21 protein-coding genes and 2 riboswitches are annotated in these 23061 nt (G+C 33.7%); of the genes, 14 read left to right on the top strand and 7 right to left on the bottom strand.

Features of this window, described 5'->3' with window-relative positions; genetic code table 11:
• Positions 1-8 precede the first annotated feature (8 nt).
• The 4 genes from NST77_RS04670 to NST77_RS04685 all read left to right on the top strand — a co-directional run bounded on the left by NST77_RS04670 (position 9) and on the right by NST77_RS04685 (position 3784).
• Complete coding sequence (locus NST77_RS04670) at positions 9-1205, top strand: amino acid ABC transporter permease (protein ID WP_095329006.1); 1197 nt, start codon at positions 9-11, stop codon at positions 1203-1205.
• Between the two features lie 16 nt (positions 1206-1221).
• A complete protein-coding gene (locus NST77_RS04675; RefSeq protein WP_095329007.1) occupies positions 1222-2001 on the top strand; it encodes an amino acid ABC transporter ATP-binding protein in 780 nt (259 codons plus the stop codon).
• A 163-nt stretch (positions 2002-2164) separates the two neighbouring features.
• Positions 2165-2650 carry a hypothetical protein gene (locus NST77_RS04680; RefSeq protein ID WP_286167804.1) on the top strand — a complete coding sequence of 162 codons (486 nt, stop codon included), beginning with the start codon at positions 2165-2167 and terminating at the stop codon, positions 2648-2650.
• A 141-nt stretch (positions 2651-2791) separates the two neighbouring features.
• Positions 2792-2888, top strand: a riboswitch (yybP-ykoY riboswitch).
• A 122-nt stretch (positions 2889-3010) separates the two neighbouring features.
• On the top strand, positions 3011-3784 hold the full coding sequence (locus NST77_RS04685) for a TerC family protein (protein WP_095329009.1): 774 nt from the start codon (positions 3011-3013) through the stop codon (positions 3782-3784).
• 72 nt (positions 3785-3856) lie between these two features.
• Here the strand turns inward: NST77_RS04685 and NST77_RS04690 are convergent, their stop codons facing one another.
• Positions 3857-4051 carry an alpha/beta-type small acid-soluble spore protein gene (locus NST77_RS04690; RefSeq protein WP_047942948.1) on the bottom strand — a complete coding sequence of 65 codons (195 nt, stop codon included), beginning with the start codon at positions 4049-4051 and terminating at the stop codon, positions 3857-3859.
• Positions 4052-4426: 375 nt separating this feature from the next.
• On the opposite strand from NST77_RS04690, the gene NST77_RS04695 reads away from it, so the two are divergent.
• The 3 genes from NST77_RS04695 (at position 4427) to NST77_RS04705 (ending at position 6220) form a co-directional block, all read left to right on the top strand.
• Positions 4427-5782, top strand: coding sequence for a TrkH family potassium uptake protein (locus tag NST77_RS04695; protein WP_095329010.1), 1356 nt, complete (start codon positions 4427-4429; stop codon positions 5780-5782).
• Between the two features lie 132 nt (positions 5783-5914).
• Entirely contained in the window at positions 5915-6073 is a 159-nt protein-coding gene (locus tag NST77_RS04700) for a hypothetical protein (protein WP_171509506.1), read from the top strand.
• Positions 6074-6220 carry a hypothetical protein gene (locus NST77_RS04705; protein ID WP_171509507.1) on the top strand — a complete coding sequence of 49 codons (147 nt, stop codon included), beginning with the start codon at positions 6074-6076 and terminating at the stop codon, positions 6218-6220. It abuts the gene before it with no gap.
• Between the two features lie 42 nt (positions 6221-6262).
• On the opposite strand, the gene NST77_RS04710 is transcribed toward NST77_RS04705, so the two are convergent.
• Complete coding sequence (locus NST77_RS04710) at positions 6263-7288, bottom strand: acyltransferase family protein (protein WP_095329011.1); 1026 nt, start codon at positions 7286-7288, stop codon at positions 6263-6265.
• A gap of 525 nt (positions 7289-7813) precedes the next feature.
• On the opposite strand from NST77_RS04710, the gene NST77_RS04715 reads away from it, so the two are divergent.
• Complete coding sequence (locus tag NST77_RS04715; protein ID WP_095329012.1) at positions 7814-9682, top strand: PAS domain S-box protein; 1869 nt, start codon at positions 7814-7816, stop codon at positions 9680-9682.
• Positions 9683-9909: 227 nt separating this feature from the next.
• On the top strand, positions 9910-10482 hold the full coding sequence (locus NST77_RS04720) for a DUF2087 domain-containing protein (RefSeq protein ID WP_095329013.1): 573 nt from the start codon (positions 9910-9912) through the stop codon (positions 10480-10482).
• A 61-nt stretch (positions 10483-10543) separates the two neighbouring features.
• Here NST77_RS04720 and NST77_RS04725 read toward each other — a convergent pair whose 3' ends face one another.
• A complete protein-coding gene (locus NST77_RS04725) occupies positions 10544-11326 on the bottom strand; it encodes a carbon-nitrogen family hydrolase (protein ID WP_095329014.1) in 783 nt (260 codons plus the stop codon).
• A 217-nt stretch (positions 11327-11543) separates the two neighbouring features.
• On the opposite strand from NST77_RS04725, the gene NST77_RS04730 reads away from it, so the two are divergent.
• Both NST77_RS04730 and NST77_RS04735 read left to right on the top strand, forming a co-directional pair.
• Entirely contained in the window at positions 11544-12719 is a 1176-nt protein-coding gene (locus tag NST77_RS04730; RefSeq protein ID WP_095329015.1) for a pyridoxal phosphate-dependent aminotransferase, read from the top strand.
• A 391-nt stretch (positions 12720-13110) separates the two neighbouring features.
• On the top strand, positions 13111-13380 hold the full coding sequence (locus tag NST77_RS04735; protein ID WP_095329016.1) for an aspartyl-phosphate phosphatase Spo0E family protein: 270 nt from the start codon (positions 13111-13113) through the stop codon (positions 13378-13380).
• A gap of 230 nt (positions 13381-13610) precedes the next feature.
• Here the strand turns inward: NST77_RS04735 and NST77_RS04740 are convergent, their stop codons facing one another.
• Complete coding sequence (locus NST77_RS04740; RefSeq protein WP_163188197.1) at positions 13611-15101, bottom strand: PAS domain-containing sensor histidine kinase; 1491 nt, start codon at positions 15099-15101, stop codon at positions 13611-13613.
• A gap of 173 nt (positions 15102-15274) precedes the next feature.
• Between NST77_RS04740 and NST77_RS04745 the strand changes: the two genes are divergently transcribed.
• Positions 15275-15715, top strand: coding sequence for a MarR family winged helix-turn-helix transcriptional regulator (locus NST77_RS04745; protein ID WP_095329018.1), 441 nt, complete (start codon positions 15275-15277; stop codon positions 15713-15715).
• Between the two features lie 156 nt (positions 15716-15871).
• Complete coding sequence (locus tag NST77_RS04750; protein WP_095329019.1) at positions 15872-17566, top strand: M3 family oligoendopeptidase; 1695 nt, start codon at positions 15872-15874, stop codon at positions 17564-17566.
• A gap of 49 nt (positions 17567-17615) precedes the next feature.
• Here NST77_RS04750 and NST77_RS04755 read toward each other — a convergent pair whose 3' ends face one another.
• Positions 17616-19772 (bottom strand): ATP-dependent Clp protease ATP-binding subunit, encoded by a 2157-nt coding sequence (locus NST77_RS04755; protein WP_095329020.1) that lies wholly within the window; start codon positions 19770-19772, stop codon positions 17616-17618.
• Between the two features lie 259 nt (positions 19773-20031).
• On the opposite strand from NST77_RS04755, the gene NST77_RS04760 reads away from it, so the two are divergent.
• Positions 20032-21063 (top strand): YkvI family membrane protein, encoded by a 1032-nt coding sequence (locus tag NST77_RS04760; RefSeq protein ID WP_095329021.1) that lies wholly within the window; start codon positions 20032-20034, stop codon positions 21061-21063.
• A gap of 70 nt (positions 21064-21133) precedes the next feature.
• On the opposite strand, the gene NST77_RS04765 is transcribed toward NST77_RS04760, so the two are convergent.
• Both NST77_RS04765 and NST77_RS04770 read right to left on the bottom strand, forming a co-directional pair.
• A complete protein-coding gene (locus NST77_RS04765; protein ID WP_163188195.1) occupies positions 21134-22495 on the bottom strand; it encodes a PFL family protein in 1362 nt (453 codons plus the stop codon).
• A gap of 17 nt (positions 22496-22512) precedes the next feature.
• Positions 22513-22791 carry an ACT domain-containing protein gene (locus tag NST77_RS04770; RefSeq protein WP_031534154.1) on the bottom strand — a complete coding sequence of 93 codons (279 nt, stop codon included), beginning with the start codon at positions 22789-22791 and terminating at the stop codon, positions 22513-22515.
• Between the two features lie 139 nt (positions 22792-22930).
• A riboswitch (glycine riboswitch) is annotated at positions 22931-23013 on the bottom strand.
• Positions 23014-23061: the final 48 nt, after the last annotated feature.

A 23061-nucleotide genomic window follows, 5' to 3' on the forward strand; every position in this document is an offset into this window, starting at 1 on the left:
GGAGGTAAATGGATAATATACAACTTAATACGGAACCAGTTATGGAAACGAAAAAATTGGCTAATCAAAAGAAATTACAATTATGGCTGAAAAATAACTTATTTAAGGATTGGAAAAATGCTATTTTAACGATTGTCACATTAATGTTTACTATTTATTTGCTTACTAGAATAGGTAAGTTTTTATTCGCAAGTGAATGGGGAGTTGTTACTGACAATTTAAGGCTCCTCTTTGTCGGACAATTTCCACTAGAAGAAATATGGAGATTGTGGGTATCTCTTCTGTTACTATCAGTATTTTTAGGAACTACTTGGGGAGCGTGGAGAGGGATTATCGGACATGTTGCCATTAGTCTCAGTGTTCTTCTAGTTATATTTGGAGTAATTCCTTATACAGAAATGGAATCGAAAGTATATTTATTTACGAGTGCGGCTGTGATATTCCTTTTTTACTTTATCGGAAAATATGTTCCGAAGTTAAAAATCCCCCTCCTTCTATTATGGATTTTATATATACCGATTACCCTTTCTATTATTAATGGGTTTGGTGTACTTGAGCCAGTAAAAACAAATATTTGGGGAGGATTTTTATTAACGCTTGTTATCGCTTCGGTTGCAATTATTTGCTCTTTCCCATTAGGTTTACTCCTAGCAGTGGGGAGACGAAGTAAACTGCCTATAATCAAATATTGCTGTATTCTTTATATAGAATTAATTCGAGGAATGCCGCTGATTATGGTGTTATTTATTGCCCAATTATTGCTGCCGATGTTCCTTGGGGGAATCGAACTAGATAATGTAGTCCGGGCAATGATAGCATTCACTTTATTCAGTGCGGCCTATTTAGCAGAAAATATTCGCGGAGGCCTGCAATCAATACCGAGAGGACAATTTGAAGCAGCGCAAGCTCTAGGATTAAATAATTTTAAGGTAATGTTTTTTGTCATATTGCCACAGGCTTTAAAAGCAGTTATCCCAGCTATGGTTGGTCAATTTATTTCCATCTTTAAAGATACATCTCTAGTTGCGGTTATTGGATTAGCCGATTTTCTTGGAATGGGAAAAAAAATTGCTGCAAATCCGGAATATTTAGGAAAATATATGGAGTTATATATTGTGATTGCTTTTATATACTTCATCTTTTGTTTCTTAATGTCGCATGTAAGTAAGCATATAGAAAAATCACTTGGTGTAGGGACGAGATAGAAAGGAGAATGAGAGGATGGAAAGTGTCTTTGGTATAAATAAATTATCGACACCTCTAGATGAGAGAGAGGATATTATTAAGGTTACTAAATTGAATAAATGGTATGGAGATCACCATGTATTAAAAGATGTAAATCTTACAGTAAAGCAAGGGGAGGTAATTGTCATTCTAGGACCATCAGGTTCTGGTAAGTCAACCTTTATTCGTACGATAAATGCTTTAGAGGAATTTCAAAAGGGGCATATAACGGTTGATAATATTGCATTAACAGATGATTTGAAAAACATTGAAGAAATTCGGAAAGAAACGGGAATGGTGTTTCAGTCATTTAATTTATTTCCTCATATGACTATCCTGAAGAATATCTCTTTAGCACCAATGTGGGTGAGAAAGTGGAAAAAAGCAAAGGCAGAACAAATTGCCAAAGAATTACTTGAAAGAGTTGGTATTCCAGAACAAGCAAATAAGTATCCAGGACAATTGTCAGGTGGACAACAGCAACGTGTTGCAATTGCACGGGCATTAGCGATGCAACCGAAGATTATGCTGTTTGATGAACCTACTTCTGCCCTGGATCCTGAGATGGTAAAGGAAGTATTAGATGTTATGAAAACTTTAGCAGAGTCAGGAATGACCATGTTGGTGGTAACACATGAAATGGGTTTTGCAAGACAAGTGGCAGATCGCATTATCCTTTTTGATAAAGGAGAAATTGTAGAAACGGGAAAACCAGAAGAACTATTTGATCATCCGAAGCATGAACGGACAAAAGCATTTTTATCTCAGATATTATAAAAAGAGCCCTAGGGCTCTTTTTTAGTGGTCCAATCATATTTGATATGGATTGCTTATAAGCAGTATTTCCATTTAATATTTTGTTTTGTAAAAATATAACAATTTATTTTGTATAAAATATCAAGATTTCGCTAAAAATGTAATAGTAGGTATAGAAAAATAGATGGTGATACCAATGAAGGGCCTAAGTAGATTGGAAGCAATTATGTGGAGTATAGCTCTACCTGGTTTTAGTCAGTTATTATTGAAAAAATATTGGAAAGGAACACTGTTAGTTATCTTAGAATTTATTATAAATGCGCAAAGTAATTTTAATTTAGCCATTATGCTGAGTTTTTGCGGCAATATCCAAGAGGCAATAGAGATTATCGACTTTCAATGGATATTGTTTTATCCGTGTTTATATATGTTCGCAATGTGGGATGCCTATAAGGAAGTTATGGAAACAGACAATGAATATGCTTTTTTACCATTTGTATTTTGCGCATATTTTGTTACCGTAGGTGTTTTTTATTCGACACAAATGAAGTTATTTGGAGTGTTGTTAGGTCCTGTATTTTTGCCGATGGTATTCTTGATACCGGGAATCATTAGTGGTTTTGTAGTTAAGTATTGCTTAATTTATTTTAGGAAAAAGAAACATTCTTAAAGTGATAAATGATGATTGGCTAAGGAAAAACGATAAAAGAAATACAGATAAAATAAAATTATCAGTAAAATTAAAAAATATGTAAAAAACCATTGGCAAATAGTTCAATATTGTATATAATTAATACATATTAATATTTGTATACTACTCAAAGGGGAGTAGCTTTTAGGTTTAATACCTAAAACAAAGTCGTCAGTTCATGGCATATGCCATCGGCTTTGTTGGCATATTAGTGCTTAGCAAGACCTTTGCCTATTTGGCAAAGGTCTTTTTTTGCGCACTTTTGTACATAATAACGAAAGTCGTAGCAAAACCTGCTAATAGGAGTATACAAATAAAAACCTAAAGGGGGAAATTTTATTGGATGCAAGCATGTTACTAGAGTATGGGTGGGTTTTACTGATTCTTGTTGTTTTAGAGGGGTTACTGGCTGCTGATAACGCGGTTGTAATGGCTGTTATGGTCAAGCATTTGCCAGTAGAACAACAAAAAAAGGCGCTTTTCTACGGATTATTAGGTGCTTTTGTATTTCGTTTTGCTACTTTATTTATGATTTCTTATTTAGTGGATGTTTGGCAAGTTCAAGCAATAGGGGCGCTTTATCTTCTCTTTATTGCAGTGCATAATATTTATGGAAAGTATGCGAAGAAGAATGAAGCCGATAAAGACAAGAAGCCGAAGAAACAATCTGGTTTCTGGATGACTGTTTTTAAAGTAGAGTTAGCAGACATTGCTTTTGCGATTGATTCCATGTTAGCAGCGGTTGCACTTGCGATTACATTACCAAAAACAAATTGGTTTACGCTAGGTGGCATTGATGGAGGGCAATTCTTAGTTATGTTTCTTGGGGGATTAATTGGATTGATCATCATGCGTTTTGCTGCAAACTGGTTTGTGAAGTTACTTCATTCTCGTCCTTCTCTAGAAACAGCAGCCTTTTTAATTGTAGGATGGGTTGGGGTGAAATTAGCCGTATTTACGTTAGCACATCCATCGGTAGGATTCTTAGATGAACATTTCCCAGAATCGAAACTATGGAAAGGAATCTTCTGGTTTGTGCTAGTAGCTATTGCGGTTGGTGGATATCTCTTCTCCAATAAAGAAGCAGTTAAAGCAAAAGAAAGTAATGCATAAATATGATGAAAAAGCCATCCATTTGGAGTGGCTTTTTCTTTTTGATCAGGACTTTAGTTCAGCAGATTTAACTTATTGCGTTTTTCCAGATAACTCAGCCTGTGCTTGTTGGACAAGTCTTTTTGTTATTTCTCCCCCAACAGAACCATTGGCACGTGAAACAGTATCAGATCCTAAATTCACACCAAATTCTTGGGCAATTTCATACTTAACACTATCTAGGTATTGTTCAATTCCTGGAACTAATAATTTATTTCGAGAAGCCATTTTTGTTTCCTCCTTATCCAATATATAGTACAGTGATTATTTATCAATTAATTGTTTCCAAAATAGGAATGATAAATGATTCTGTATTTATAATATGTGGATTTATTTTAAGTTCATTAGTGGTAAAGTTTGTGTATAGGGGAGAAAATAGGATTTATTGTTGTTTATAGGTTAGCCTAGCCTATTGGTAAACCTCCATTACTTCATTAATTGATAGTACTTAAAAATATTCAAGCTAATCTTAAAAGTTTCCTAAACATTTAAGATTAGCTTGAACGTCGAGGGATAGATAACTTATACTGTTTAATATCTATGATAATAAGGCATCATTATATAGGATATATGGGTAGCTTTAAAGAAAGGAATTGTTTTTTAATGGGCAAGAAGTTTAAGTTAGTCCTTCAAAATTTAACTCCTGCGCAGATGATAACCAGTTATTATGGTTTAGCTGTTAGCATATCGGTTTTATTATTAAGTTTACCAGGAGTACATAAAGAAGGAGTAACAGTTTCCTTTATGGATACATTGTTTACTGCCGTAACGGCAGTAAGTGTAACAGGACTTACTGTTATTAATATCGCTGAAACGTATAGTACATTTGGAATAATAATATTAATGTTTGTTCTTCAATTTGGCGGTATTGGAGTAATGGCAATAGGTACATTCTTTTGGATGATTCTTCGTAAGAAGATTGGTTTAAGAGAAAGACAGTTAATAATGATTGACCACAATCAATCTAATCTTTCCGGTCTCGTCAATTTAATAAGAGAAATTATCAAAATCATTCTTATTATTGAAGTATTGGGTGCTATTATACTCTCAATGCAATTTCATAATTATTATCCTACCTGGGGGGATTCGATCCTACATGGCACTTTTGCATCTGTTAGTGCCACAACAAATGGAGGATTAGATTTAACAGGAGAATCACTTACTCCATTTAAGGATGATTATTTTGTCCAACTTGTTAATATTATTTTAATTACATTAGGAGCGATTGGATTTCCAGTACTTATCGAAGTGAAAAATTACCTTTTTCCAAAAGAAGGAAAAAATCATCTGAAGTTTTCATTATTCACTAAGTTAACAACGATTACTTTTGGTTTTCTTTTACTATTTGGAACGATTATGATTATTATTTTAGAATGGGGTAATTATTATGCGGGAATGAGCTGGCATCAAATATTCTTCAATGCCTTTTTTCATTCTACCTCCACTCGAAGTGGTGGTTTAGCAACAATGGAATTAAACGAGTTTTCTATGACAACTTTACTTATCTTTTGTTTTCTTATGTTTATCGGTGCTTCCCCAAGTTCTGTTGGAGGAGGTATCAGAACAACAACCTTTGCATTGAATGTCTTATTTATTTATCATTATGCAAATGGAAACAGATATATTAAAATATTTAAACGAGAAATTCATGAAGAGGATATTATAAAATCATTGGTTGTAACGATATTTGCGATTGGTATATGTCTCGTCGCTGTCATTGCTTTATCTATTTCTGAAAAGGCGTCCCTTATTGTGATCCTTTTCGAAGTTTGTTCTGCATTTGGAACAACAGGACTTTCTCTAGGATTAACACCAGAATTATCTACCTTTGGTAAATGTGTAATTATGCTGCTTATGTTCATCGGAAGAATAGGGTTGACTTCTTTCATCTATATTATTGGAGGAAAAGAGAAAAAAGATAACTTCCATTATCCAAAAGAACGAATTATTATCGGATAAGGATAAGGAAGATGTGAATGGAGCTGGCTATTTTGCCAGCTCCATTTTTTTATGAGTGCTTGACAAAAGTAGGAAAGCATATCTTTTATTCACATGCGGATAATAATGATGTAATGGAAAGGAGAGATCATAATGGCTAAAAGAAAAGCTGAAGTTAACAGTCTAGAAAAATACAGCAAAACGCCAAAGAAAAATACGCAGGAAACAGAATTTTCCGCTGAATTTAGTAGGGGCGAAAACCCAATCAAAGGTGCCAATCGTAATGCAAAGCATGGAAGAGAGGGACAATAAATGGCGAAAAAAATAAAAAAACGACAACAAACAGAGGCTTCAAATATAGAATTTGGCCAAGAGTTTGGTGATGTTAATGCAAGTAAATTCTATGATACAGGAGCTTTAACAAAAGATAAAACAAAGAGTGCTACTAGAAGAAAATAAAAAAATTTCCCATCAGTAAATTCCTTCACTGATGGGAACAAGTTATCTATTTGTTTGAAGAGAGCGCTGTACTCTTGAAAAAAGCTTTTTTAATTTAGAACTTTTTAATTCAATAATAGGCTGTGTAAAGGAAATAATTATATTGCTTGAAAGCAGTACTGTAATTAAGAATGATACAATTACAATCATAACATAGGACCTAGGTGATTCAAAAATAGCGGGTAAGTCACTTTGTCTAAAAAGACGGATAAAAAAGCCATGCAGTAAATATACATATAATGTTGATTTTCCAAGCTTAGTAAAGAAATATTCCTTTTTTGGTACACAAGCAAAAAAACAAAAAATCATCAGAAAACTTAATAGATAGAAAAATAATCGAATAGCCATTCCTATAAAATAACCTTCTCCAAGGGCTTCATAAGATTTTGAGCCGAATAGCCATTGATAATTAACGGTAGGGAATAGGTGAAATCCTATAAAAACAATCGTGAAAATAACAATAGCAAGGATGGTTGCTTTTCTTGTTTTTACTAAAGCAAAATGTTCTTTTTTCATATAAAATCCTATTAAGAATAGAGGGAAGAACACAAAGGTTCTCGTTAAGCTTAAATAGCTAGACGTCCAATCGACCATTCCAATCGCTAATCCTAGTACAAAGGAAAGTAAAATTCCATGTATAGGCTTTAACTTTACAAACACTAATAAAAAGATGTTCCAAAAAAACAAACTAATTAAAAACCATAAGGACCAATGTGGGGTCAACGGTTCAATGGCAAAAGTTGATTTACCATATAGAAAATAATAAAAAATGCTATATACAAGTTGGAAGATAAGGTAGGGAATGATTAATTTTTTTGCATATTTTTTTATATATCCCTTTTCTGCTATACCTTTGGCAAAAAATCCTGAAATAAGAATAAATGCTGGCATATGGAAAGTGTAAATTACTTTATATAACGTATAAATATTTTGATTGTCATTTATGAATGATTGGATAAAATGACCGAAGACAACGAAAAAAATCAAAATAAATTTTGCATTATCAAAATAGTAATCCCGTTGTTTCATAAGCTCATCCTTTCATGAACGGAAATATCGTATAGTTCATTTCACTAACTATATATAACACAAATTCGATTGTTTTAATCCCCTGTCGTTAATCTGTTAACTAAATAACTTTTGTTTATTACATAATTGAAATGTACGTTAGACGAAAGAAAAATAAAAATCCTTATTAATAATAGGGAAGGCTTAATTTTTTGTTTGAATTTTAAGGGGAAATAAAGGGAGAGGTAGATATTAAAATGAATATACTTGCGATCAGAAATACATCGGTTGCTATATTGAGGGAGGGACATAAATATTTTAATCAAATATAAACCCGAACAATAATTAATTTTTAAGAAAGATGGAACGATTGATTTCACCACTAAATTAGAGATTGTTTGTCCTTATCCGTTATATATTTTATTTTCTCAGCAGTTGACTAATCTTAGTATGTTTTTTTCTTTAAATTCTTCAGAAGGAAAGGAAATTCAAGAATAATGTAGAATTATGTAATCACTACGTTTGAAAAGGGGGGTATCCATAAAGATGGATAGTATATCCTATTCTGAAGAATATCGACAATTACAAAATAAACTGAGGGAATTGGAAAGAGAGAATACCCTTCTAAAGGAAGAATTAGAAGAAAATAAACTTGTCCGGGATAGGAGATTCATTGCTTTCCAAACAATAAATGTAGGGATGGTTATATTTGATAATAATGGAGTGATTCGAGATATTAATCCATGTCTTTGTGATTATTTTAACGTGAATATGAATCAAGTAGTTGATAGGAATATAACGCATTTTGTGAAGCAGGAAGAACGTTCGGTGATAAGGGAGCATATGGAAGCTATAAAAACCAAATCAGGTACTTTTCAAAGCGTATTCCTATTAACTATTAATGGGCGAAAACGCTATTTTGAAACGCAAACTAGTCGCTTGCCCGATGAGCTGGGATTTATAACAATTATTGAAAAGATAACAGAGGAATTTGAAAGAGAAAAAGAGAAAGAAGAAGCACAAAAGCTGTATAATGATTTTTTTACAGAAGCACTCGATGGTATTGTTCTTTGGAAAGAAACAGGGCAAATTATTGCAGCTAATGAATCAGCTTTAAAAATTTTTGAAAGTTCTGAAGAAAAGTTACTAAAATCAAGGATTAGTGATTTTATTTATAAAAAAGATAAACGCTACGTGGATATGATTACAAATCTCTATTATAAGAAATCTAATCGAGAAGAATTGATGTTTTTGATGCCAAATGGACAGAAAAAAATACTAGAATTTACAACCAAACTTCATTCGGTAGAAGGGTTAAACATGAGTATTTTCCGTAATATTACGGAACGTTATAAAATGGAAGAAGAATTACGTGAAAGTAAGGCGATGTTTGAGAATACTTTTGAAGAAGTTTTTGACGGTATTATCATTTGGGATCAAAACTATCAAATAATTGATATGAACAAAGCGGCTGAACGTCTTCTTCATAAAAGTAAAGAGGGTTTAATCGGTGCAGATTTAATATCCTTTTTCCCTCCTGCAAAAACAATTGGAGAAGATATAAAGCCAAAATTATTAAATGTGGACAAAGATGGACAAAATAGGGGGCTTTATACAGTAAAGTTTCCTAATAATAGAGAATATACGCAGCTTGAATATCGTAATAAATTTAATATTTATTCAGGACTAAGTATTACTACATTACGTGATGTTACAGAAAATGCCTTGTTGGAAGAACAGCTGAGAAAGTCATCTACTTTAAATGTAGTAGGAGAATTGGCAGCGGGAATAGCTCATGAAATTCGAAATCCAATGACAGCTTTAAAGGGATTTATTCAATTGTTAGAAGATGGAGTTGCCTCAAAGGAAAATGAAATGTATTTTTCTGTGATAAAAACAGAGCTTACTAGGATTGAATCCATTATTAATGAATTTTTATTACTTGCTAAACCACAAGCTGTTCAATATGTAAAACGAGATATAAGACAAATTATGAATGATACAATCGAATTGCTGTATGCACAAGCGGTGCTACAAAATGTTCAAATTATAAAAATGTATGCAGAAGATATGCCGATTATCTATTGTGAACCAAATCAAATGAAACAGGTATTTATAAATATTATAAAAAATGCAATAGAGGCATTAGAAGACGGTGGGGAAATAGCTGTTTCCATTGAATGTAAGCAGGATTACTTTCAAATAGCAATCCGTGATAACGGAAGAGGAATGGGCAAGGAAATACTTGCAAGAATTGGGGAACCTTTTTATACGACCAAAGAAAAAGGAACAGGCTTAGGTTTACTAGTATCGTATCAAATTATTGAAGAGCATCAAGGGAAAGTGACAGTTGAGTCAGAGCTAGGGGTTGGTACGACGTTCTACATTGTACTTCCAGTCAAACTAAATGAATGATCATTAGACCTGGTAGAGTAACTTTTAAGGAATGGGCTTATATTAGGCCCTTTTTATTTTTGGTTGTTTTGAATTGTTAGAGGAGTAGATAGAGGGAAACTCAGAAGGATTTGTCTAGTGGTCTTCTCAACGGAAAATGTAGACTTAGAAAATATTATACCATATCTTGACATCATCACCTACTTTGATTATTATCTAATTAGATGATAATCAAAGTAGGTGATCGAATGCAATTAGATAAAATGGTTGCATTTCATAAAACCATGGGGGATCCCACCAGAATTAAAATAATTTCCTTGTTAGCAAACAAACCATGGAATGGTCAAGCAATCGCAGAAAAACTGGGTCTATCTGCTCCAACCATTACTCATCATTTAAAGAAATTGCGTGACATAAATGTTGTGTATGAACGCAGAGATAAAAATACGATTTATTTTTTCTTGAATAAATCAGTCATTTTACAACAAAACGAGTCTTTAAGAAAATTAACAAATGGAATGGAGGAGAGTATTATGACTGTTACTAAAGAGGAACAAGCAAAAATCATTGAGAACTTTTTTACTAAAGAGGGGAGACTTAAAAATATTCCTTCGCAAAGAAAGAAAAAGTTAATAGTGCTCAAATACATGCTTGAGGGGCTGGTTTTTGGCAGAAAATATGAAGAAAAAGAAATAAATGCTTATATTCAACAATATTTTGATGACTACGCGACAATAAGAAGAGAATTTATTATTAATCACTTTATGTATCGAGAAAAAAGTATATATGAACTCAACCCTGAGGAAATGTGGGCGAAGTGAAGAAAAAGGACTGTTTATCACTTATCTGATATAAACAGTCCTAGGTTAATATGTATAAAAATCACGTATAATATGCTGGTTTTCGATCAGCAAATATTGGGATGGTTTTACGTACCTCTGTTACTTTATCTAAATTAATCGCAGCTGTTAGAATTTCTTCCTTCTCCCCGGCTTCTGCAATAATTTCTCCCCATGGGTCAATAATCATGCTATGCCCAGCAAAGATATTATTTGGGTCATTTCCGACACGATTACAAGCAATTACATAACATTGATTTTCAATGGCTCGTGCAATAAGCAGGCTTCTCCAGTGTGCCAATCTTGGTTTTGGCCATTCAGCCACTACAAAGATGGCTTCAGCTCCTTTTGTTGTATGTGCTCTTATCCACTCTGGAAAACGAATATCGTAGCAAATCATACTAGCAAAATTTCTATCCTCTAAAGAAAAAAGGCCATTAGATGTCCCGCTCTTTAAATATAAATGTTCATCCATCAGCTGAAAAAGATGAAGCTTATCATACGTATGTACCACATCACCAGATTTATTTATCACAATAAGTGTATTATAAACCCCTTTTTCTTTATTATTAGCAATAGATCCGCCAATGATATGAACATTATATTTGGAGGCTAATTTACTTAAAAAAGAAATAGTATTTTGAGCTTGTTTATCAGCAATCGCAGCTAATCTTGTTAAATCATAGCCGGTTGACCATAACTCTGGCAGTACAATGATATCACTATTATCCTTACACGCAGCAATTTTTTTCTCTACCTGTTTAAAATTCTCTTCAGGCCTGCCAAATGCGATATCCATTTGAATTAAACTAATCTGAAATTTCAAATGATTACACCTCTATTCATCTTCGTTAAATTCCGTTATAATGTTAACCAACAAAAAAATTCAATTATTATATTAATTTCGTTATATCATAAAAAAGCGAATTATTAAACGATTATTTCTATTTTAATCGCTTATGGAATGTTTATAATCGAATTTTCTAATAGAAGTTTATCCAATAATAATTGGAAGGTTTTATCATTGAAGAAGGTGTGAGTACATGAAGAAATATGATCAATCTCAATTATTAAAGAATTTACCAGAGCAGTTTTTTGCTTCATTAGTTAGTAAAGTTAATAGCTATATTGAAAAAGGATATGATGTGATTAATTTAGGGCAAGGAAATCCAGACCAACCGACACCTTCTCACATTATCAAGAGCTTGCAGATGGCTGCCGAACAGCCTAAGAATCATAAATATTCTCCATTTCGAGGATATAAACATTTAAAGGAAGCTATTAGTGAATTTTATAAAAAAGAATACGATGTTGACTTAGATCCTGAATCAGAGGTGGCGATATTATTTGGAGGAAAGGCCGGCCTTGTAGAGATACCCATATGTTTATTAAATCCAGGCGAAACAGTAATGGTTCCAGACCCTGGTTATCCGGACTATTTATCTGGGATTGCTTTAGCGAATGCAGAGACGGTTTTCATGCCATTGCGTGAAGAAAATAACTTTTTACCAAACTACAAGGAAGTGAGAAAGGAAGAGTTAGAAAAAGCACAGTTAATGTTCTTAAATTATCCTAACAATCCTACTGGAGCAATAGCAACAAAAGAATTTTTCGCTGAAACAATTTCTTTAAGTAAACAGCATGATATATGTGTTGTCCACGATTTTGCATATGGAGCGATTGGGTTTGATGGAAAAAAACCGCTTAGCTTTTTACAAGTAGAAGGTGCCAAAGACATTGGTGTTGAAATTTATACTTTATCTAAGACATTTAATATGGCAGGTTGGCGAGTTGCCTTTGCAGTTGGAAATCAAAGTGTCATTTCCGCTATAAATCTTTATCAAGATCATTTATATGTTAGTTTATTTGGAGCGATTCAAGAAGCTGCCTATACGGCATTAACAGAATCTTTAGCGTGTATTAGAGATATGAATCAGCTTTACGAACAAAGACGTAATATCTTCATAAATGGACTTAAAAAAATTGGATGGGAAGTCAATGCGCCTGAAGGTTCATTCTTTGCATGGTTAAAAGTACCAGATGGATTTACTTCACAAGAATTTAGTGATTATTTATTAGAAACGGTACATATTGCAATGGCTCCAGGCTCAGGATTTGGTGCATTTGGGGAGGGATATGTCCGAGTTGGTCTATTGACAGAAGAAGAGAGATTGCAAGAGGCGGTTGATAGATTAAAAACACTCTCGATATTTAAGTAATTCCTCGATAATGGATAAGAATTCAGTCGAAAAAAGGCAAAGAATCATGGGAAACAACAACTTCATATGATTCTTTGCCTTTTTGCTCTTAATAAACTAATTTCCAGAAGGGTTGATGCTCCTTCATACTAAGATGTTTTCTATTAGGCGAAAGTGACTAAAAAGAAAACGCTTTCTATTATTGCGAGTTGTTTTCGACTCTTTTCATCAGTGGTTTTGTCGAAAAAAAGAAGCGGAATCAAGAAAAAATAAGTACAAATACCTATTTTGACTTAGAAAAATGTCTAATATTGCGAATCTATTTACTTTTATTTGTTTTATTGTAATAATTCATCAAGTAAACAAATAATGCATTGTTTGTAAGTAAGGAATTTGATTAGGAGGAAGTAAGGTGTATTGTAAGAAAACAGAATTATTATTTGAAATTCAAGATAAAAGGGAGGTAATGATTAAAACAGCGAAAGAGCGTGGAACTATTGATGAAGAGACCATTAGATTGAGTCAAGAACTCGATAAATTAATCTATGAATATCAGCTTGTATTTCGCTATGAAAGTGAGAAAAGAAAACAAATAAAAAGACTATATAAAAACACGCGAATTTTTTGGTCCAATGCTAACCGATATAAGCGGAAAAATTATTCCGAGGTTGTATATAGATAACTAAATATGGCGAAGGGTAATGGCAGTGATTACCTTAATAATATTTCATCCAAATCAATGCCCTTCTTTAAAGAAAGATGTGACCTCCATTAAATTACTTATCCTATTATCCACCAATATTTTGACAAAATAAAAAACGCTTCTTTTGTTCAAAAGCTACTATTCTTCTTTTAAGAAGAATAATAGAAAATGAACAGCGTTTATGATGCAAGAAGCGAATAGATAAATAATTATTCCATAATAGGTAAGATTATATTTACCTTTGTGCCTTTCTTTTCCCTACTGGATATATGGATTTCACCATCGAATGATTCAACGATTCTTTTACATACAACGAGCCCCAAGCCAGTCCCTGTTTCCTTCGAAGTATTAAATGGCTCAAATATTTTCTTTAACTGTTGATTGGACATGCCAATGCCATTATCGGTGATTGTAATGATTACGTTTGACTTAACGGAACGTATGGAAAGTTCTAACTGCCCGCCCTTTTCCATCGCTTCAAGCGCATTTTTGGTTAAATTAAGTAATACTTGTTTCATTTGATCGGCGATTCCGAGAATATAAATGTCTTGGTCAGATATCTTTTCTGTATATTTTACATTATATAAATTTGCTTCCGAAACGATAAGCGGATTAAGTTCTGCGATGATTAATTTTAAGTTTATTTTTTGCTTATTTTGTGCAGTTGGCTTTCCTAAGATAAGGAATTGACTTACGATTTCATTTATCCGTACAATTTCTTTTTGGATAATAGAAAAATAAAGCTGGTCTTGCTGATCATGATATTTCTCACTTAATAATTGAATGAGACCTTTGATACCAGTTAGAGGATTCCTAATTTCATGTGCAGAACTAGCGGCTAAATTGCCGACAAGTTCTAATTTTTGAATTTCGTTTTGTTTTGCTTCTTCTTCTCTTATTTTACGATGATAGTAAAGAATTAAAAGCATATAAAAGAAATGGAAAATCACCATAAAAAAAAGAAGGACCCATATTTTCGATTTTACGATGTTCCAAATATGTGGTTTTTCTAATTCCACAATGATGGTCCAAGGCAGGCGATCAATGGGCATACTTATAACTTCTTTTTTATTTATTGATGCACCATCATTTATATAAAAAATGCGTTCTTTTTGTTCATTCATAATGGCGATGTTTTCCTCTGAGGATAGCATTTTCGTGATATTTATTAAGTGATCGACACGGAGATAAGCAGTTATAATTGAATTTAATTGATTATGGTCACTGATAATAGGCATGGCAATACCGATTACTTTCTGACCGTTGCTTAATACTTCCTCTCTATTAGAAATCACTAAGTCCTTTGAATTAATAACTTCCATTATATAATCCTCTTCAGAGATATCAATCGAATCATACGTATCATTAACCCCAGCAATTGTTTTACCTGAACTATCAAGTAAGAATATACCACCATAAATATGCTCATTCGTAAACACTTTTTTTAATAGGTTATTAATTTCTTCTGCTGAATCGGTATTAGTTTGAATGGAGAGACTTAGAATATTTAAAGAAGAGACGATTTTGTTTATATAAGAGTCCCATTGTCTTTGGTGAATAGAGGCCACCCATTCTGCATGAGCCTTATTTTTTGCTTCTTCTCTATTTACTTGGTAATAAAAAAATAGAATAGTTGTAATAAGGATCGGAATAACGACAATTGCAAAATATAAAAGCTTTTTGTGTGTGTTTATTTTCATCAATAGATTCTCCATAGGGTAATTCCAATATATAGATATAATTATAACATGAAATAGAGAAAGCTCAATGAAGGGGAAGGTTTTCATCTGGAAATTGACAAAAGACCTAGGGAATAATATAATTTATCTGAATTCGAGATAGTGAATTATATACTAATAAGGGAAGTTTATAAATGGCAAAAAAAGATATCGATCAATCATTAAAGTTATATATTGTATTATCACGTGCTTATCGAGCAATAAATGAAAATGTTAATAAGGCAATCACGGCAAACGGCTTGAATCCGACAGAGTTTGCAGTCCTGGAATTGCTGTATCATAAAGGCGATCAGCCGCTACAGCAAATTGGGGGAAAGATTTTGTTAGCAAGTGGGAGTATCACTTATGTGGTAGATAAATTAGAGGAAAAAGGATATTTAAAAAGGGTTGCCTGCCCAACTGATAGACGAGTTACATTTGCACAAATTACTGATAATGGTAAGGGATTAATAGAGAGTATTTTCCCAAATCATGAGCAAAGAATTCATGAAATCATGTCTGAATTGACACCAGATGAAAAAGATACTGCAATTGAATTAATAAAAAGACTTGGATTATCTGTTGGGGATAAATAGGACAAGAAAAACTTATTATAAGCGAGTATTTCAGAAGGAAGATTTATTTTGATAGGAAATAAATCTTCCATTATGAATATTCGCTTTTTTGTATTGGTCTTCCTAGATTTCATGTATAATTAGAGAAGCTAGTTAAAAATGGAGGGATATAAAAGAATGAAGTTTTCGGAATTTACATACAAAAGACCAGATATAAATGAATTTACAATTAGAATGGACGAATTATTAGTACAGTTTAATCAGGCAGAGCATTTAGATCAACAAATGGCAGCAATGGAAAAAATAAATGAGCTTAGAAATGACATTTCTACTATGTTTAATTTATGCTATATTCGCCATTCTGTTGATACAAATGATGAGTTTTACCAGCAAGAACAAGATTATATCGATGAGATATCACCAAAGGTAGAAGGGCTTATTACAAAGTATTATCAAGCGCTTGTTCAATCTAAATTTAAACCAGAATTAGAAGAAAAATGGGGCAAGCAATTATTTGCATTAGCAGAAGCGCAACTAAAAGTATTCTCAGAGGATATCGTTGAATTACTTCAGCAAGAAAATAAACTCTCTACTGAATATACTAAGCTTGTTGCCTCTGCCAAGATTTTGTTTGAAGGGGAAGAAAGAACACTGGCACAATTACAGCCATTTACAGAATCAAAAAATCGCGAGACGAGAAAGGCAGCAAGTGAAGCCCGGTTTGCTTTTTTCCGTGAACATGAAGAGCAGTTAGATAGAATATACGATGATATGGTGAAGGTTCGGACAGAAATTGCTAATAAGCTAGGCTATAAAAACTTCGTCGAGTTAGGTTATGATCGTATGTATCGCACAGATTATAATGCAGATATGGTTGCGGCTTTTAGAAAACAAGTTGAAGACTATATCGTCCCCCTTGCAACTAAATTAAAAGAAAGACAAAGGGAGAGAATCGGAGTTGACTCCTTAAAATTTTATGATGAACCATTCGAATTTGTAACTGGAAATGCAGCTCCTAAAGGAGATTCAGAGTGGATCGTTGAAAATGGGCAAAAGATGTATAATGAATTATCAAAAGAAACGGGTGATTTCTTCTCTTATATGAGAGAAACAGAATTAATGGATTTGGTCGCTAAAAAGGGAAAAGCTGGTGGTGGCTATTGTACTTTTATCGAAAATTATAAAGCACCATTTATTTTCTCAAACTTTAATGGTACATCAGGCGATATTGATGTCTTAACCCATGAAGCGGGTCATGCATTTCAAGTGTATTCTAGCGGCGGCTTTGCTATCCCAGAATACTATTGGCCAACATATGAAGCAGCAGAAATTCATTCCATGAGTATGGAGTTTTTCACATGGCCATGGATGGATTTATTCTTTAAAGAAGATGTAGAAAAATATAAGTTTTCTCATTTAAGTTCTGCCCTGCTATTCCTTCCGTATGGAGTATCAGTTGATGAATTTCAGCATTGGGTTTACGAAAACCCGACGGCTACTCCATCAGAAAGGAAGCAAGCATGGAGAAAGATAGAAAGAAAATATAGTCCTCATCTTGATTATGATGGAAATGAATATCTGGAAAATGGAGGTTTCTGGCAAAAACAAGGACATATTTATAATTCTCCATTCTATTATATTGATTATACATTAGCACAAATATGTGCCTTCCAATTTTGGAAACGTTCAAGAGAGAATAAAGAAGAAGCTTGGGAAGATTATGTCGAGCTTTGCGGCTTGGGAGGCAGTATGCCATTTACAGAATTAGTCAAAGCAGCTAATTTAATTTCTCCTTTTGAAGAAGGCTGTGTGGAATCTGTAGTAGGGGAAATCGATGAATGGTTAAATTCAGTAGATGACCGTAATTTATAAAAATAAAAACCGTGGGAATAATTCCTCCCACGGTTTTAGCTATTTATTTTTATGATAATGTTTTAGAGAGAACTGGTTTTATTTTAATTTGGTCATCCTCTAGAACAGCTGTTAATTCTGTTACAGATGGATCATCAAGAATAACATCTGCCAGTTGATCTTCTAAATGTTCTTGAATCACTCTTCTTAAAGGACGAGCTCCGAAGCTTGGATGGGTACCGAGTTCAACAATTTTCTCTTTTGCAGTGTCCTCTACATGTAAAGTAATATTCTGTTCTTGCAAGTTTTGAGCAAGTTCTTGTATCAATAAATCAGTAATGCGAAGTAAGTGTTCTTTTTCCAGTGTTTTAAACTCAATAATCGCATCAAAGCGGTTAAGAAATTCAGGTTTAAAGAAGTTTCCTAATGTTTGTAATAAATTACTTTCTTCAATGGCATCATTATTTCCAAAGCCAACCACTTTGTGCTTATGACCAACACTAGCATTACTTGTCATGATAATAACAGAATCTTTGAAGCTTACTGTACGTCCTTGACTATCTGTTAAACGTCCATCTTCTAAAATTTGCAGGAAGATAGATTGGATATCAGGATGTGCTTTTTCGATTTCATCTAGCAGGATAATGCTATATGGATTTCTTCTTACTTTTTCCGTTAATTGTCCTGCTTCTTCATGACCGACATAGCCTGGAGGAGAACCAATTATTTTACTAATACTATGTTTCTCCATATATTCACTCATATCTAATCGAATCATGCTGTCTTTGTTGCCAAATAATTCTTCTGCAAGTGTTTTAGTAAGTTCCGTTTTTCCGACCCCAGTTGGACCGACAAATAAGAAGCTTCCGATTGGTCTTGTTTTTGATTTTAGTCCTGCTCTACTACGCTTAATAGCTTTCGCCACTTTGCGGACTGCCTCGTCCTGGCCAATCACTTTTGCAGCTAAACGTTCACTCAAAAACTTCATTTTTTGTTGCTCATCTTCCTGTAATTTTCCAACAGGAATCCCCGTTTTCTTTTCGATAAGTTGTTGAATAAGGGTAACATCGACAATCGGTTTTTCTTCTATATTTGGTTCGTTTATAGCTTTTTCAAGCTGTTGCTCTTCTTTACGTAATTCTGCTGCTTTCTCGTAATTTTCTTCTTTCAATGCTTGTTCTTTTTCTTTTGCTATCATAGCAAGACGATTTTCAATTTCTTCTGTGTTTTGATAAGTAGAAGAAAGATTCATTTTAGAACCAGCCTCATCCATTAAATCAATTGCTTTATCTGGTAAAAAGCGATCTTGGATATAACGATGAGAGAGCTCTGCACATGCTTTAATCGCATCCTCAGTATAAGTAACTTCATGGAACTTTTCATACTTATCCTTAATACCATTTAAGATGGAAAGAGTTGCCTCAACAGATGGCTCACTTACCTGTACCGGCTGGAATCTTCGCTCTAATGCAGCATCTTTTTCGATTTGACGGTATTCTTTTAAGGTAGTTGCCCCAATGATATGCAATTCGCCACGAGCGAGTGCTGGTTTTAGAATATTACCTGCATCCATTGATCCTTCTGCAGAACCTGCCCCAACTAACTGGTGAATTTCATCGATAAAGACGATTACATTCTTTCGAGCTTGTACTTCTTGAATTACTTGCTTCATTTTTTCTTCAAATTGTCCTCGAATTCCAGTATTCGAAACAAGGGAAGCAACATCCAATAAATAAATTTCTTTGTTTTGTAATTTTTTTGGAACATTACCTTCTATAATTTTTAATGCTAAGCCTTCCGCTATTGCTGTTTTTCCGACACCAGGTTCGCCAATTAGCACAGGATTGTTTTTATTTCTACGATTTAAGATTTCAATAACACGTTCGATTTCATTTTCTCTGCCGATAACGGGATCAATCAAACCAGCGTTCGCCATTTGATTTAAATTTTTTCCGTGTTTATCAAGAATACCTGCTTTTTTATGGTTGTTAGTAAAAGGAGCTTCCTTTGAAGTACTAGCTCCCCCTAATGGATTTGATTGGTTAAATGATTGAAATAACTCATCAAAAGGGGAAGGTTGGAAAAACATTGGGCCACTTTGTGCTGTCATTTTTTGCTTTTCTTTTTGATAGCATGCATGACATAGATTCATTGTGCTTTCCATATTGTTAAAAACAAATCGTAAACTGATTGTTGCATTATTTTGTTGGCACATTTCACATTTCATTATAAATATCCTCCTTTTGAATTTGACTAATATTGACCTTTTGTAATTATGATTATACTTTGACCTTTTTTGACTTTCAAGTATTTTGCTTCAAAATAAAATTTAGAAATTTATGTATATAGGAAATTTCTTTGTGTCTATACCAATTTTCCTATTTTAAAAGGGTTAAACGTCATGGATAAAATAAATTTTTAATAGGCTAAAATGCTCGTCATTGTTTGTCCATTTCTACATATAGTTGATGTAAGGAGGGAAATATGTGAAAAATAAATGGAGTGCTGCAATTCAGCTTGCGGCAGTTTATGTAGGCACTGTAGTTGGTGCTGGCTTTGCGACAGGGAGAGAAATAGTGGTGTTCTTTTCACAATATGGATTTATCGGCTTTTTAGGGATACTGTTAAGCGGGATTATTTTTGCCTATTTCGGAGCAAAATTAATGAGGATATCTGTCAAAATAAAGGCATCTTCCTATCAAGAATTTACCATTTACTTGTTTGGTAACATTGTTGGAAACATGATTAACTTTCTATTATTATTAATGCTTTTAGGTGTTTGCGCCGTGATGTTTTCAGGAGCGGGTGCTGTATTTGAAGAGCAGCTTGGGCTGAATAAAAGCACTGGTGTCATCTTTACTATTATTCTTTCCTTACTTGTTATGAGAGTTGGTACAAAGGGATTGTTTGCTGTAAACACTTTTGTTGTACCTATTATGATTACTTTTAGTTTTATTTTATTTCTACTTTCTATATCTTTGCCTGGGTTTTTTGGTGAGATATTTCAGATGGAGAATATTTCATGGAAAACGATCAGTTCTCCATTTTCGTATACTGCTTTAAATTTAGCTTTGGCCATTGCGGTTCTAGTACCTGCTGCCTCTGAAATCGGCGATGAAGAAGTGGCAAAATGGGGAGGGATATTAGGTGGAATCGCTTTAATGCTTATTTTAATATCTAGTCATTTTTCTCTTATTATGCTATCAGATGTTTACCGGTATTCCATTCCGATGGCTGTCATTATGAAAAATTTGGCTCCTCAGCTTTCATGGGTATATATATTAGTGATTTATGGAGAAATTTTCAGTTCTGTTATTGGGAATATCTATGGATTAGAGAGGCAGTTGCGCAGTTTTATTCCTTTACCAAGCATGGTTATAATTGGAGGAATTATTTTAATTTCTTATCTAATTAGTTACGTCCAATATGGTACGCTATTATCCTTTTTATATCCTATATTTGGATATATAAGTTTAGTTTTCTTACTATTCTTATGGAGAAAGCCCATACCAAAATGATGAATAGCAAGACAAGAAGTTCCCTATTGCTCAGGAAAAGATAGGGATACTTCTTGTCCAGTATATAATACTAATTAATTAAAGCTTGTAGAGGAGATGGAATACGTCCACCACGATTAATTAATTTATCAGAGCTATATAGATTGACACCCATAACAGGTGCTCGACCTAATAATCCGCCGAATTCAACGATTTCTCCTTCTTTTTTCCCTGGAACAGGAATAACGCGAACAGCTGTTGTTTTTTTATTAATCATCCCAATGGCTGCTTCATCGGCAATTATGGCAGATAAAGTAGCAGCTGTAACATCTCCAGTAAGAGCAATCATGTCAAGGCCAACAGAGCAGACACATGTCATTGCCTCTAATTTAGACAGGGTTAAGCTATTGTCTAAAATTCCTTTAATCATTCCATTGTCTTCGCTCACTGGAATAAAGGCTCCGCTTAATCCGCCCACATAGCTGCTTGCCATTGCACCACCTTTTTTTACTGCATCATTCATTAAGGCGAGGGCAGCAATAGTGCCATGAGTTCCAACTCGTTCTAAGCCGATTTCTTCTAATATCTCTGCAACACTATCGTTAATAGCGTTTGTTGGAGCAAGAGATAGGTCCATAATACCGAAAGGCACGTTTAATCGTTCCGCAACGACACGACCTATTAATTCACCAGCACGAGTAATTTTAAAGGTTGTTTTTTTGATGATATCTGATACTTCGCCTAAATCTGCTGCAGGATATTTTTTTAGTGCACTTAAAACGACTCCAGGACCACTAACCCCTACATTGATAACAACTTCTCCTTCACCAGCTCCATGGAAAGCACCTGCCATGAAGGGATTATCCTCCACAGGATTACAGAAGACAACGAGCTTAGCGCAAGCTAAACCATTTGTATCTTTCGTATTTTCTGCTGCTTTTTTGATAATTTCTCCCATTTGTTTGACAGCATCCATATTAATTCCTGTTCTTGTCGTAGCAACAGAGACAGAAGAACAAACACGTTCCGTAACAGAAAGTGCTTCTGGGAGAGCGTCTAATAATGTTTGATCCCCTTTAGAAATCCCTTTATGAACAAGAGCAGAATATCCACCAATGAAATCTACATTTAAATCTTTTGCTGCTTTGTCTAGGGTTTTGGCAAGCGTTACAGCCTGTTCTACTGAACTATTTCCAAGTATTTCGGCAATAGGGGTGATGGAAATCCGCTTATTAATAATAGGAATTCCATACTCCTTTTCTACCGCATTTGCTACTTCTGTTAATTTGCTTGCATAAGTTGTAATTTTTTTGTATACAGAATCATTTAATTTTTGGAAATCAGAATCAGCACAATCATAAAGACTGATTCCCATTGTCACAGTACGAATATCAAGATTCTCCATCTGTACCATGTTGATTGTTTCCATCATTTCATTTAATGCAATTTTCATTATTGGACCCTCTTTTCTTAAACGCGGTGCATAGATTGGAAGATTTCTTCTAATTGGATATTTATTTTTAAATGAAGTTGCTCGCTTAGTTCGTCAAACTGTTTTGTTAAGTTATCTAAGTTTTCTTTATCAGTGATATCTACGAGCATCATCATCGTAAAGAAATCCTGGAGAATGGTTTGACTTATATCTAGGATATTGATGTGATTATTAGAAAGGATTGTTGTAACCTTACTGATAATCCCGATTTGATCTTTTCCAATTACGCTGACAACTGCGCGACGTTGTTGAACCATCATTTCACCTCATAATTTCCTATTGTTTTACATCTTAAATAAAAGAGTAGGGAAGAATGTATGAAAAAAACAGATTGGAGACACCAATCTGTTTAAAAGGATAAGAAGAACCAGGACATGATAACTTTAAGTATGTATTGGTTGATCTTCTGTCCTTTTACCTGAGATTGTGAATCCTTCGGTGCCGTTTTTTTACAGAACGGTCTCTCCAGAAGCTGCTCCTGTTATAGTTTGATCCATAACATTCATAGCATGCAATTATTTAAGAAA

This window comes from Niallia sp. FSL W8-0177 (assembly GCF_038006285.1).
GTDB classification, from domain to species: domain Bacteria; phylum Bacillota; class Bacilli; order Bacillales; family Cytobacillaceae; genus Niallia; species Niallia circulans_A.